Here is a 14,167-nt window from a genome sequence, read left to right as displayed (position 1 = left end):
GTGTGGTCAGTGCTATTGCTCTCGCTGTTGTTTCGATTTCTTACTGGGTGTGTCGTGAGACTCTTTGTCTAAATCTTCTGTTGCAGATTTAAATTCTTTTAAAGTAGAACCGATAGCACGACCAAATTGTGGTAATTTTTTCGGACCAAAAATAATTAAAGCGATAATGCTAATGACGACAAGACTTGTTGGGCCTGTGATGCCTAAAATAAAAGTGTTAGTTATCATGATAATCAACCTCACTCATAAGTAGTATATAGTATTTACTTTATACCGAACGATAATGATTATCAATAAAATTTTATGAAATAATTAAAATATTGCTATAAATACAAATTGCTGAGGTATTAATTCTGAAATAACAGCTTGGTCTTGCAAGTCGATATAAGTACAAGTGCCCGCTTGAATATCGATATGCCATTTATAAATGCCAGCTTCAGCCATTTCATCACAAAATGTTTCAAAATCTGTTTGCCCTTGTTGATGTCTTGTTAAGACGTCTTGAACTATTGTTTTGTTTGATTTTTGAGCAACAGGAATCGTACTTTTCACAGATGACGTAACGATATCATCTTCTGATTGATGTACGTATGTTGCAGTGCCATCTTGAATGTTGACGATATTGTAAGTCATCCCCATATCTTTAAAAGCTTTGAATAGTTTTGGAAAGTCAACACCAGTAAATTGTTGATGTGCTTGTTGAATTGCAGATAATGTAAATGCCATAATAATCTCCTTTGAATGGTTTGATTTAGTGAAAATGCGTGCATCATACTAAAATTAGAATGCTGTTAATTATGAAGGAAGGTGTAACGAAAGTAAACAATTATGACTTGTAAGCGTTGAGGTGTTGTTTCAAAATGTCATACATAGGTGGACAATCATATTTTTTTGTGTAGATTTGACAAATATAGTTGTCAAAAAGACGCATATCATTTACAGTGTAATTAAGGAGTTGATGCGATGTGCGTAATCGATTGAAAGAATTACGAGCACGAGATGGCTTAAACCAAACGCAACTTGCTAAACAAGCGGGCGTTTCAAGACAAACCATATCGCTAATTGAGCGAAACAATTTTATGCCATCAGTATTAACGGCAATAAAAATTGCTCGCATTTTCAATGAAACGGTGGAAACGGTTTTTATTATTGAGGAGGATGAAGCATGAAAATACTAAGATATATCGGATATCTTTTACTAGGTGGAATTGTAGGGGGTATCATTGGTGGAATTTTAGGTAACTTTGATGGATTTGGTATTGAGAACTTGACGTTTGCGACATATAACAATGTCGTTGTAATATCGATAGTTGCGACGATTATCATCATATTGGTAGAAGGCATTATTTTGATGAATCAAAGACGTGCATTGAAGTATAAGCAACTTGTAGATAAAGAGGTAGATATCGATGCAACAGATCAATATGAGTTGCTTGCTAATCGTTATGTTTTAAATGGAAGTATATTAAGTATTCTGCAGACAGTTATTGCTTTTTTAGTATTGCTTATTTTTGTGGTAGGGCACGCTGCAGCAAATGCAATACTATTCTTTTTAATACCATTTTTTGCTAGTGCTATTTTCAATACACAATTTACGCTGTTTAATAGAAGATTTGATGATAGAATGCCAAAAATTGCTGATAAGAATTACACTGAAAAGCGATTGGAAATATTGGATGAGGGTGAACGCCATATAGAATTAATTGCATTATTTAAAACATATGCGATCAACTTATCCATATTGATACTAGCCATTATTTTTATAGGGTCTTATTCAATTGCTACAGGAATTAATCAAAGCTTTAGTTTGCTACTTATCATTGCTATTTTCATATATAACGCCTTTAGTTATTTATTGAAGAGAAGACGTTTTTATTAAAATTAAACAAAGAGGAGCATGGATATGACAACATTGTTAAACGTAGATCGTGTGAACAAACAATACAAAGATTCGGATTTTAAATTACAAGATGCATCTTTAACGATTGCTACTAATGAGACAGTAGGATTAATCGGGAAAAATGGCTCGGGTAAATCGACATTAATTAATATTTTAGTAGGCAATCGACTTAAAGATAACGGTAGTATTGCATTTTTTGGAGAAGAACATGCTATGGATGATGTAGAATATAAAGAACACATAGGTGTTGTGTTTGATGATCTGAGAGTACCTAATAAATTGACTATTAAAGATATTGATAAAGTATTTCAATCTATTTATACGACTTGGAATAGTCAAAAATTCTTTGATTTAATCAAATATTTCGAGTTGCCACTACAAACTAAAATTAAAACTTTTTCAAGAGGAATGCGAATGAAGATAGCTTTAACGATTGCGCTTTCTCATGATGTGAAGTTACTAATCTTAGATGAAGCAACTGCGGGTATGGATGTTTCTGGACGAGAAGAAGTAATGGAACTATTAGAAGATTTTGTCACACAAGGTGGAGGTATCTTAATATCATCGCATATTTCTGAAGATATAGAACAATTAGCGGATAAATTAGTGTTTATGAAAGATGGACGAATGATTTTAACTGAACAGAAAGATATACTTTTAGCACAATATGGAATTGTTACGACAGGAGATAAAGATGTTGAAATTCCTAAGCATTTAATCATTGCTTCTAGATTGTCAAAGGGGAAATATCAAATTTTAGTTAAAGATTATGCAGAATTTGAAAATGCAGAACCTTTAAAACACATTGATGACGCTACGAAAATCATAATGCGAGGTGAAGTATAATGAAAGGTATGTTCCTAAGTAGTTTTTATGCAACGAGAAAGCAAACATATATTTATTTTATAGTCGCTATCATAGCTGCGGGATACTTTGCAGTATTTAATCCGTTGATGAGTTCGGCAATGGCTGGGGTTATGTTAATCACACCCATTACTGATAATATTAAACATGAAAAAGACTCAAGATGGATGTATTATGTATCTACTTTACCGGTTAAACGTAATGATTATATTAAGTCATACTTTGCCTTTTATTTAATCTTATTCGGTGCAAGTTTAATGATTGGATTAGTTGTGACTACAATCGTGACCCAAAGTGTGATGATTGGTATTATGTCAGGTTTAATGAGTTTTGGTATCATAGGGGCATACTCTATCATTTTCCCATTGACATTTAAATTTGGCGCTGAAAACTCCAATGTCATTATGATATGTGCATCTATACTACTACTTATTTCTTTCGTGGTCTTTTTCTTTATATATGGTATGGTTAGTGGTGCATCTGCATTAGAATTTGAAAAAATTAGCACTGAAGGATGGCTAGTTGTCATAGCATATGCGGTCATTGGTATAGTTATAACGAGCGTTTCTTATATATTGTCTATTAAAATTTTTAACAAACAAGAACTATAATCAATATTCTTGGTGTGAAGCTAGTCCTTGAAATAATATTTAGAGCAGGTGATAAATCAATACGATTATCATCTGCTCTTTTTGGTGTGGAATGAAATGCAGGGTGATAAGTATAGGTGACATATCTAGATTGATTCATTTGTTTTGAGGTGGTTATGTTGTGTGGGAATTATTTCCTTTTATAGTGAGGATTAACGTGTATATATTATTTAGTATGTTGCTGAAATTTATTTGTGTGTATCAATTGATGATGGTATATGCCAATGATTTCCTTGGAAATATTTAAAAACCTCGATCATGTAGCATAACTGAATCCAAAAGTATAATGTGAAGTTCGACACTTTTGGATTCAGTTCAAATACTTTGACCGAGGTGAATACTATTTATTCATTTTTATTACGTAGACGTTGATTTTTAAAATAAATCAGCATGATGCAGAAAGTCGCAACGGATACCGAGATAATCATTACTTGGTCATGCCCTTTAAAGATAAGGCTGATGATATATGATACTACAAGTATGCCAAGTGAAGAAGAAATATATTTTGCGTTTGTCAGTTCATTATGGAAATAAGGGGTGATTAACCATAATCCAATATAGAATATTAAAACACTGATATACATCATATTAATTTCAAACAAGTCATTTAGTTTATTGTTATTACTAAAAACAATTGCAGCATTAATCACACCTAAAGCGATATTGATTAATAGATGCGTATACGATAAACGGAAACCGATAGATGACAATTTATGATTAATGTAATTTTCAGTAATGATCCAATATACACCGAAAAGACTAATTAAAATCATAAATTGGAATATATAAATGTAACTAAAATGATCAATGCTAAATGATGACGAAGCTAAACCAACCAGTACCTCGCCAAAGATAATAATTGTTAGTAACGAAAAACGTTCTACTAAATGCATCATATTAACAGGTGATAATACAAGATATTTCTGAAATGGAATAAGTCCTGTCGCTGCAATGAATACGCCTAAAAATCCAGGGATGTAATGGATACTTTGTGGTAGTACTAATGATAGAAATGATAAAAATGAAATCACAAAGGCTACGCTCGCAAAAGCTTGACATGTACGCTTATCGCCATAATCTAACCCTGTACGTATATGTAATAAATACTGTAATCCGATACTTAAATACATAATTGCCACGCATAAGAAGAATGGGAAGAATGTCTTTTCAAAGTCCGGATATAGGCTGTTAGATAGGAAGACCATGATGAACATATTAAACATCATAAACGAGACGTCTTTGAATGTAACTTGACCAAATCGATTTGTAAAAAATGTTTGATGAGACCACATTAACCATAAGAACAAACTCATGGAATCCTGCACGCTTTTCAGCTAAATGTTTTGGTGTTAATGCATTAACCATAAAATTTTAACTCCTTTAAGATGTGTAATTAATTTACTAAGTATACTATTTATTTTTTCTAGTGAATAGGGGCAGATTTGGCGATGAAGTGGAAGGAGAGGTGACTGCAAGGTAATTGTGGAATTAACAATCATCAGCGATTTAATATTTGACTGGAGATGTAATGGTAAGAAAAAGTTGATGAGAAATTGATGGTGAAACCAGCTGTGAATAGCGATGCAATGATAGATAGCATTTAATTAGAGTCATTACGCGAAATGATTAATGATAATTTGTGGTAAATCAAAGCATAATTTTGTACTATAGATGAGGATGATAGAGCATATTTAAGAGTGTGAAATGTTATAGTGAAACCGTTTACGTTTCCGATTGCCCAAACAAATTACATCATTGTATAATATGATTTGTTAAATGCATAACAAGAATGAAAATGTAACATACGTAGCAATTGGTTTCATAAATTGGATGTTAGTGGCGTATTGGTTCATTAGACGTATTAGTAATAAAATTGTATATATCATAAGGAGATGAATATGACATGACGAGAGTCGTATTAGCAGCAGCATACAGGACACCTATTGGCGTTTTTGGAGGTGCGTTTAAAGACGTGCCAGCCTATGATTTAGGTGCGACTTTAATAGAACATATTATTAAAGAGACGGGTTTGAATCCAAGTGAGATTGATGAAGTTATCATCGGTAACGTACTACAAGCAGGACAAGGACAAAATCCAGCACGAATTGCTGCTATGAAAGGTGGCTTGCCAGAAACAGTACCTGCATTTACGGTGAATAAAGTATGTGGTTCTGGGTTAAAGTCGATTCAATTAGCATATCAATCTATTGTGACTGGTGAAAATGACATCGTGCTAGCTGGCGGTATGGAGAATATGTCTCAATCACCAATGCTTGTCAACAACAGTCGCTTTGGTTTTAAAATGGGACATCAATCAATGGTTGATAGCATGGTATATGATGGTTTAACAGATGTATTTAATCAATATCATATGGGTATTACTGCTGAAAATTTAGTAGAGCAATATGGTATTTCAAGAGAAGAACAAGATACATTTGCTGTAAACTCACAACAAAAAGCAGTACGTGCACAGCAAAATGGTGAATTTGATAGTGAAATAGTTCCAGTATCGATTCCTCAACGTAAAGGTGAACCAATCGTAGTCACTAAGGATGAAGGTGTACGTGAAAATGTATCAGTCGAAAAATTAAGTCGATTAAGACCAGCTTTCAAAAAAGACGGTACAGTTACAGCAGGTAATGCATCAGGAATCAATGATGGTGCTGCGATGATGTTAGTCATGTCAGAAGACAAAGCTAAAGAATTAAATATCGAACCATTGGCAATGCTTGATGGCTTTGGAACTCATGGTGTAGATCCTTCTATTATGGGTATTGCACCAGTTGGCGCTGTAGAAAAGGCTTTGAAACGTAGTAAAAAAGAATTAAGCGATATTGATGTATTTGAATTAAATGAAGCATTTGCAGCACAATCATTAGCTGTTGATCGTGAATTAAAATTACCTCCTGAAAAGGTGAATGTTAAAGGTGGCGCTATTGCATTAGGACACCCTATTGGTGCATCTGGTGCTAGAGTATTAGTGACATTATTGCATCAACTGAATGATGAAGTTGAAACTGGTTTAACATCATTGTGTATTGGTGGCGGTCAAGCTATCGCTGCAGTTGTATCAAAATATAAATAATAAGAAAACAGGTTATCACAACAGTATTAATTACATGTTGGCATAACCTGTTTTTATTTGTTTATGGATTTATTGGGTAATATTAGTCATTTGATGGTTTAATTGCAAATGCTCTAACAGGGAACCCAGGTGCATCTTTTGGTTTAGGGCTGATAGCGTAAATGATGGCGCCACGAGTTGGTAATTGATCTAAATTAGTTAATAACTCGACTTGGTATTTATCCTGACCAAGAATATAACGTTCGCCAACTAAATCGCCATTTTTTACAACGTCCACAGATGCATCGGTATCGAATGTTTCATGACCAACAGCTTCAACACGGCGTTCTTCAATTAAGTACTTCAAAGCATCTAATCCCCAACCCGGTGCATGTTGTTGTCCGTTCGCATCTTTGTTTTCAAACTTTTCAATATTAGGCCAACGTTTTGACCAATCGGTACGAAGTGCAACAAAAGTGCCAGGTTCAATAGTACCATGCTCTTTTTCCCATGCTTCTATATGCGCACGTGTTACGATGAAATCATTGTTGTTCGCTACTTCTGTTGAAAAGTCTAATACAATTAACGGCAATACCAATTCTTTTAAATCAATGTCTTCTAAATAACGTTTATTCTCGACAAAGTGAATTGGTGCATCAATGTGAGTACCATATTGCGTTACAATATTCCAACGTTGCACATAGAAACCATGATCTTTAACCGTGAATAAAGTTGAAACTTCGCCTTTTTCAAACTCACTAAAACGTGGTATTTCCGGATCAAATGTATGCGTTAAATCAACCCAAGTTGCTTGTTTTAAAGTATTTAATTGTTGCCATAAAGGATATTGTGTCATAAAATCACCCGTTTTTAGTTTATTATATGATAAATGCTGCGATTATTCTTGGCGTTTAGCTTTAACAGCATTCACAAGCACAGTCAATGCATCTTTAACTTCTTCTTCTTTTCGCGTTTTCAAACCACAGTCAGGGTTTACCCAGAATAATGAGCGGTCGATTTGTTGTAGTGAACGATTGATTGCTGTAGTAATTTCTTCTTTTGTTGGAATACGTGGACTATGAATATCATATACACCTAGACCGATACCTAAATCATAATTAATATCTTCAAAGTCTTTAATTAAATCACCATGGCTACGAGATGTTTCAATTGAAATAACATCAGCATCTAAGTCATGAATAGCATGAATGATTTGACCGAATTGAGAATAACACATATGTGTATGGATTTGAGTTTCATCACGAACTGAAGACGTTGCAAGTTTAAATGATAAAACAGCATCTTTAAGATATTGTTCGTGATATTCAGAGCGTAATGGTAAGCCTTCACGTAATGCAGGTTCGTCAACTTGGATAACTTTGATTCCTGCAGCTTCAAGTGCTAATACTTCTTCGTTGATTGCTAAAGCAATTTGATCTTGAACGACTTTACGTGGTAAATCAACACGTTCAAATGACCAGTTTAGAATTGTTACAGGTCCAGTTAACATACCTTTAACTGGTTTATCTGTTAAGCTTTGTGCATAAACTGTTTCATCAACAGTTAAAGGCGCTGTCCATTTTACATCACCATAAATGATTGGTGGTTTTACGGCGCGTGAACCATATGATTGCACCCAACCGAATTTAGTTACTAAGAAACCTTGTAATTTTTCTCCGAAGAATTCAACCATGTCATTACGTTCAAATTCACCGTGAACTAATACATCTAAGCCGATGTCTTCTTGAATTTTAATCCATCGAGCAATTTCATTTTTTAAGAATGTTTCATATGCTTCGTCTGTAATGCGTTTGTTCTTCCAATCTGCACGGTATTTTCGAACTTCTCGGCTTTGTGGGAATGATCCAATAGTTGTTGTTGGTAAATCCGGTAAGTTCAAACGTTTTTGTTGTTGTTCAATACGTTGCGCGAATGGTGATTGTCTTGAAGTACGCACGCTTTCGAAATCATAATCTAAGTTTTTGAATGATTGATTTTGGAAACGCTCATAACGTGCTTTTAATTTATCATATTTAACACTATCGTTTTGATTCAATAGGCGACGCAATGCATCTAATTCGTCTAATTTTTCAGTTGCAAAGCTTAAGCCTTCGCCAACACTTGTATCTAATGTTTCATCATCTAAAGATACTGGAACATGTAATAATGAAGATGATGGTTGAATGACAAGCTCATTAGTGTGTGCTAACAATTTGTCGATTAAGACTTTTTTAGCTTCAATATCACTTGCCCATACATTACGACCATCAATAATTCCAGCGTATAATGTTTTTGATTTATCAAAATCTCCTGCTTCAATTTGTTTAAGGTTATAGCCATTATCATGGACAAAGTCTAAACCTAAACCACCAACAGGTAAAGAACTTAAGAATTTAAGATGTGCACGTTCAAAGTATGTTTGAATGACTAATTTTTTAGCAACACCAGCTTTTTCGAAATAGTCATAAGCTTCACGTGTAATATTTTCATAGCTTTCGCTGTCGTCTGTAACTAAGATTGGCTCATCAACTTGAATGTACTCAGCACCTGCATCAATTAATGATTCAAACACTTCTTTATAAAGTGGTAATAACGTTTTAACTTTTTCTTCAAAAGTTTGGTGACCGCCTTTTGATAATTTAACAAAAGTAATCGGACCAACAATGACAGGGTGAGCGTTAACGTTTAAAGATTGGGCATATTTAAAGCGATCTAATAATACATTGCGACTCACTTTAGGCTCAACATTGTCCCATTCAGGTACGATGTAATGATAGTTAGTGTTAAACCATTTTATAAGTGCACTTGCAACATGGTCTTTATTACCGCGAGCAATATCAAATAATAAATCATCATCAATAGTTCTTCCTTGGAAACGTTCAGGGATGATGTTGAATAATAATGACGTATCTAATATATGGTCATATAAAGAGAAATCACCAACTGGGATGCTATCTAAGTGATAGTACTTTTGTAATAATAAATTTTCTTTATGTAGATCAGTTAATGTTTGATCTAATTCTTCTTTAGAAATCTTCTTTGCCCAATAACTTTCGATGGCTTTTTTCCATTCTCTTTTTCTACCTAATCTTGGGAATCCTAAGTTTGATGTTTTAATTGTTGTCATAATATTGCCTCCTTGTGAGCAGTAATAGATTTTGAGTATGCTGCAAGTTCTAATGAATCTTCGACATTTTGAAACGGTGTGATAATGTATAAACCATTAAAATATTCATGAACAGTATCGATTAAATCCTTTGAAAGCTTAAGACTTAGTTCTCGTGTTTTGGCTTTATCATCTTTAACTGCTTCAAATTGTTGTAAAATTTCATCTGACATCTTGATTCCTGGCACTTCATTATGCAAAAAGAGTGCGTTTTTGTAACTTGCGATAGGCATAATGCCTATGAAAAATGGTTTGTTCAAGTGCTTAGTGGCATGGTAAATTTCAATGATTTTCTCTTTGCTGTACACGGGTTGTGTTATAAAATAAGACATTCCGCTTTCTATCTTTTTCTCTAATCTTTTGACGGCACCATCTAATTTACGAACATTAGGGTTAAAGGCGCCAGCGATGTTGAAGTGTGTACGTTTCTTCAGCGCATCACCGTCAGTGTTAATACCTTGATTAAATCTTAGAGCGAGTTCAGTTAATCCTTTAGAATTAACATCATAGACATTGGTTGCACCTGGTAAGTGACCAACTTTTGAAGGATCACCAGTTATGGCTAATATTTCGTTAACGCCAATGAGCGATAATCCAAGTAAATGGGACTGCAAGCCGATTAAGTTTCGGTCTCGACATGTAATATGTACGAGTGGTTCAATATTGTAATATTGCTTAATTAAGCTAGCAGCAGCAATATTGCTAATTCTGACAGTTGCCAATGAATTATCTGCGAGTGTTACCGCATCTACTTTAGCTTTATCAAGTTTAGCGATATTTTCAAAAAATCTATCCGTGTCTAAATGTTTCGGTGTATCCAATTCGATAATAACGGTTGGACGTTCTTGAACCTTAGATGTTAATGATTGTCTAACTTTATTTTGAGATGGATTGAAAAGTGCTTTCGTTGGTATCGGAATCACTTTTTTGTCATTAACAGGTTTAAGTGTCTGAATAGATTCTTTAATAAATTTGATGTGCTCTGGCGTTGTACCACAGCAACCACCAATTAAACGAACACCTTCGCGAATTAGATTTTGAGCAACTTGACCGAAATATTGTGCATTGTCACTATACTTAAATTCACTATTTTCAATATCTAATAAGCTGGCATTTGGATAACAAGATAAGAATGCGTGCTCTGGTAATTCAATATGTGTGAAAGACTCTTGCATATGGTGCGGGCCATGATGACAATTGAGTCCCACGATGTTTGCACCACATTGAACGAGTTGTTTTAATCCTTCATTGATTGCCTGACCATTAACTAAGTAATTTGTGTTTGAAGCGGTTAATTGAGCAATGATTGGAATGTCGTATTTCTTTCTCGTTCGTAAAATGACATTTGTTAACTCTTCTAGGTCGTAATACGTTTCGAAAAGTAGCGCGTCAACGCCTTCTTCAATTAAGGTGTCTATTTGAATTTCAGTATGATAAAGAATAGTTTGTAAGCTGATATCCTCTTGTTTGATACCTCTAAACCCACCAACTGTGCCTAATATATACGTATCTTTATTTGCTGCTTTTTTTGCGATGCGAACGGCGGCTTGATGTATTGCTTTAACTTTATCTTCAAGACCGAATCGTTTTAACTTTTCAAAATTTGCACCATAAGTATTGGTTTGAATGACATCAGCACCGGCTTCAATATATGAACGATGGATGCGTTCAACTTTATCTGGATGGCTAAGATTATATGCTTCTGGACAGGTGTCTAATCCTTCAGAGTATAAAATGGTTCCTATAGCGCCATCAGCTACTAAAACATTATCTTTCAATTGTGTGAGGAATTGACTCATTGAATGCCTCCTTTAATGCGTATTTGATGTCTGCAATGAGTTCATCAGGATCTTCGAGACCAACACTTAATCGGAATAGACCGAAAGTGATACCACGTTCTTGCCTCACTTCTTCAGGTAGTGTTGCGTGAGACATTGTTGCTGGGTGCGAAAGTATTGTTTCCACACCACCTAGACTCACTGAAACGAGTGGTAATGTCAGTGCATCGACAAATTGTTGTGCTTTAGACTCATCAGCTAAACGTAAGCCAATAACGGCACCGCCATTTTTAGCTTGTTCTAAATGAGATGCAGTAAGTCCCGGATAATAAACTTCTGAAATTTCATCTTGCTTTATTAAAAATGACACGATTTTTTGCGCGTTTTCGACAGATTGTTTAAATCTGATTGGAAATGTTTTTAAATGTTTAGCAAGTGTCCAGCTATCTTGAGCAGATAACATATTGCCTGTACCATTTTGTATTAAATAAAGAGCTTCACTAATTGCCTCATTATTAGTAATGACAGCACCAGCAATTAAATCGCTATGTCCACTTAAAAATTTTGTAGCACTATGAATGACAATATCAGCGCCAAGTAATAAAGGTGATTGACCTAACGGTGTCATGAATGTATTGTCCACAGCTACCAGTAGTTCATGCTTTTCGGCTATTTTAGAAACAGCTTTGATATCAGTAATTTTAAAACAGGGATTCGATGGTGTTTCGATATAAATTAATTTTGTGTTTGATTGAATGGCACCCTCGATTTGTTCGAGCTTGGTAGTATCTACGGTTGTAAATTCAATATTAAATCGATTCAAAATTTGCTCAGTGAGGCGAAAAGTACCGCCATATACATCATCGGGTAAGATGACATGATCACCAGATTTGAAAGTCAAAAGTACTGCTGAAATCGCAGCAATACCTGATGCAAAAGCAAAAGCGAATTTCCCCTGTTCTAATCGTGCTAACTTCTCTTCTAAAAGTTCACGGTTAGGGTTGCCACTTCGTGCATAATCATATTTAACATCGCCACCAAGACTTGTTTGATGGAATGTTGAAGAATCATAGAGTGGTGGGTTAGCTGAATGATATTCCACACCTCTACGCCAATCGAATATCACTTCTGTCTCTTTTGAAAGTGTCATACAATCTCTCCAATCTGAGCTTTATCTAATGCTTGGATGATATCGCGTTCGATGTCTTCATAATTTTCAACACCTAGTGATAAGCGGATTAAATACTCATCAATGCCACGTTTATCTTTTTCAGCATCTGGCATATCAACATGTGTTTGGGTGTAAGGGAAGGTCACTAATGTTTCAGTACCTCCTAAACTTTCTGCAAAAATGCAAATGTCTAAATTTTCTAATAATTTAGCGACGCTATAGGCCTTGTTAAGTCTTAAACTAAGCATGCCAGTTTGCCCGCTATATAGTACTTCGTCAATTGCTTGAAGTGACTGACATTTTTTAGCAAGTTTTCTAGCGTTTGATTGCGCACGCTCAATGCGTAAATGCAAAGTTTTAAGTCCACGTAACAACAAATAACTATCTATTGGTGAAAGTGTTGCGCCAGTCATGTTGTGAAAATCAAACAACTGTTGCGCGAGTGATTCACCTTTGACGGTTACGACACCTGCTAGTACATCATTATGTCCACCAATATATTTCGTAGCTGAATGTAAGACTATATCAGCACCTTCTGCTAATGGTGTTGAAAGATAAGGTGTTAAAAATGTATTGTCGATAATTGACAATAAGCCTTTAGCTTTACAAAGTTGATAGTACGGCTTTACATCAATAGCAATCATTTGTGGGTTAGATATTGGTTCAATGAATAATGCAACTGTTTTATCAGTGATTTCTTTTTCAACTTGTTCATAATCTGTAAAATCAACGTACTTAAATTTGATATTGTATTGTTGCTCATAAAATTCAAATAATCTAAATGTGCCGCCGTATAAATCGAATGAAACTAAAATTTCATCGTGTGGTTTAAATAAATTACATATTAATTGAATGGCTGACATTCCACTTGATGTAGCGAATGATGCAATACCATGTTCGAGTTTGGCAAAACAGGTTTCAAATGTTGAGCGTGTAGGATTTTTAGTACGTGTATAATCAAAACCTGTCGATTGTCCTAGTTTTGGATGCTTGTAGGCAGTAGATAAATGGATTGGATTCGCTATAGCACCGGTTGAATCATCGGTTAATGTGATTTGGGCTAACTGTGTATCCTTCATATTAAGACCCTCCTATAAGAAAAAATAAAAAAAGCTTCCGTCCTTCGTACCCGAATGAATCGGATAAAAAGGACGAAAGCTTATGTTTCGCGGTACCACCTTTATTTGTTATTCCATCGCTGAAATAACCTTATTCAGTACGCATTAAAAGTAAATATGCTTACTGAACAATTATCACAATTAAAGTCAGTAAGTAAGGATATAGTAATGTGCTATCCCATACTTATTAACAAAAAATCGTGCGTAAAGAATCCAGTACGCCATTTAACATCAATGTTAATACTGTATCGCTATAACGGGCGAACCCGTAGACACCTCATATTGGCATCAACACTCCAAGGCCATTTTCAAACACGCTTTCAAAATCTTCTCTCAGCTACTAAAGACTCTCTGTATAAGCAGGGTGTGTTTTACTTTCCTCTTTATTGTGTTTACGTTTCATTAAACTGTTATAAGATATTAATTAGCTTACAGAGTAAAAAAAGATTTGTCAAC

Annotated in this window: 12 protein-coding genes, 1 pseudogene and 1 other annotated feature; of the genes and pseudogenes, 5 read left to right on the top strand and 8 right to left on the bottom strand. The window is 34.6% G+C overall.

The window, feature by feature from the left end; genetic code table 11:
* Positions 1-12: 12 nt before the first annotated feature.
* Positions 13-237 (bottom strand): twin-arginine translocase TatA/TatE family subunit, encoded by a 225-nt coding sequence (locus tag JQN76_RS01745; protein WP_076079497.1) that lies wholly within the window; start codon positions 235-237, stop codon positions 13-15.
* Between the two features lie 75 nt (positions 238-312).
* Positions 313-726 carry a DUF1398 domain-containing protein gene (locus tag JQN76_RS01740; RefSeq protein ID WP_000886010.1) on the bottom strand — a complete coding sequence of 138 codons (414 nt, stop codon included), beginning with the start codon at positions 724-726 and terminating at the stop codon, positions 313-315.
* A gap of 239 nt (positions 727-965) precedes the next feature.
* Here JQN76_RS01740 and JQN76_RS01735 point away from each other — a divergent pair, with 239 nt between their 5' ends.
* From JQN76_RS01735 to JQN76_RS01720, 4 genes are read left to right on the top strand one after another with little or no spacing between them, the layout of a single operon-like run.
* Positions 966-1,169, top strand: a complete 204-nt coding sequence (locus JQN76_RS01735; RefSeq protein ID WP_001246013.1) for a helix-turn-helix transcriptional regulator — start codon at positions 966-968, stop codon at positions 1,167-1,169.
* Positions 1,166-1,879: a DUF3169 family protein gene (locus tag JQN76_RS01730; RefSeq protein ID WP_000698747.1), complete on the top strand. Its 714-nt coding sequence runs from the start codon at positions 1,166-1,168 to the stop codon at positions 1,877-1,879. Before JQN76_RS01735 ends, JQN76_RS01730 begins: the two co-directional genes overlap by 4 nt.
* A gap of 24 nt (positions 1,880-1,903) precedes the next feature.
* Positions 1,904-2,746, top strand: a complete 843-nt coding sequence (locus tag JQN76_RS01725) for an ABC transporter ATP-binding protein (RefSeq protein WP_000209549.1) — start codon at positions 1,904-1,906, stop codon at positions 2,744-2,746.
* Entirely contained in the window at positions 2,746-3,375 is a 630-nt protein-coding gene (locus JQN76_RS01720) for an ABC-2 transporter permease (RefSeq protein WP_000677710.1), read from the top strand. Before JQN76_RS01725 ends, JQN76_RS01720 begins: the two co-directional genes overlap by 1 nt.
* 383 nt (positions 3,376-3,758) lie before the next feature.
* On the opposite strand, the pseudogene JQN76_RS01715 reads toward JQN76_RS01720, so the two are convergent.
* Positions 3,759-4,779, bottom strand: a pseudogene (locus JQN76_RS01715) (low temperature requirement protein A).
* A 538-nt stretch (positions 4,780-5,317) separates the two neighbouring features.
* Here JQN76_RS01715 and JQN76_RS01710 point away from each other — a divergent pair.
* Positions 5,318-6,499: an acetyl-CoA C-acetyltransferase gene (locus tag JQN76_RS01710; RefSeq protein ID WP_001836650.1), complete on the top strand. Its 1,182-nt coding sequence runs from the start codon at positions 5,318-5,320 to the stop codon at positions 6,497-6,499.
* A gap of 82 nt (positions 6,500-6,581) precedes the next feature.
* On the opposite strand, the gene JQN76_RS01705 is transcribed toward JQN76_RS01710, so the two are convergent.
* The 5 genes from JQN76_RS01705 to JQN76_RS01685 are packed head-to-tail and all read right to left on the bottom strand — an operon-like array spanning position 6,582 to position 13,672.
* Positions 6,582-7,334: a cyclase family protein gene (locus JQN76_RS01705; protein WP_000195907.1), complete on the bottom strand. Its 753-nt coding sequence runs from the start codon at positions 7,332-7,334 to the stop codon at positions 6,582-6,584.
* Between the two features lie 42 nt (positions 7,335-7,376).
* On the bottom strand, positions 7,377-9,605 hold the full coding sequence (gene metE, locus JQN76_RS01700) for a 5-methyltetrahydropteroyltriglutamate--homocysteine S-methyltransferase (protein ID WP_000207623.1): 2,229 nt from the start codon (positions 9,603-9,605) through the stop codon (positions 7,377-7,379).
* Positions 9,602-11,443 carry a bifunctional homocysteine S-methyltransferase/methylenetetrahydrofolate reductase gene (locus JQN76_RS01695; protein ID WP_001836639.1) on the bottom strand — a complete coding sequence of 614 codons (1,842 nt, stop codon included), beginning with the start codon at positions 11,441-11,443 and terminating at the stop codon, positions 9,602-9,604. The genes metE and JQN76_RS01695 overlap by 4 nt, the downstream gene beginning before the upstream one ends.
* Positions 11,412-12,572: a cystathionine beta-lyase MetC gene (gene metC, locus JQN76_RS01690; RefSeq protein WP_000175852.1), complete on the bottom strand. Its 1,161-nt coding sequence runs from the start codon at positions 12,570-12,572 to the stop codon at positions 11,412-11,414. The genes JQN76_RS01695 and metC overlap by 32 nt, the downstream gene beginning before the upstream one ends.
* On the bottom strand, positions 12,569-13,672 hold the full coding sequence (locus JQN76_RS01685) for a PLP-dependent transferase (RefSeq protein ID WP_000655707.1): 1,104 nt from the start codon (positions 13,670-13,672) through the stop codon (positions 12,569-12,571). Before JQN76_RS01685 ends, metC begins: the two co-directional genes overlap by 4 nt.
* 65 nt (positions 13,673-13,737) lie before the next feature.
* Positions 13,738-14,107: a binding site (T-box leader), on the bottom strand.
* Positions 14,108-14,167: the final 60 nt, after the last annotated feature.

This window comes from Staphylococcus sp. SM3655, assembly GCF_016917315.1.
In the GTDB taxonomy this organism is placed as follows: domain Bacteria; phylum Bacillota; class Bacilli; order Staphylococcales; family Staphylococcaceae; genus Staphylococcus; species Staphylococcus aureus.
The sequence above is the reverse complement of the archived record's forward strand: the minus strand, read 5'-3'. Positions and strand labels throughout refer to the sequence as shown.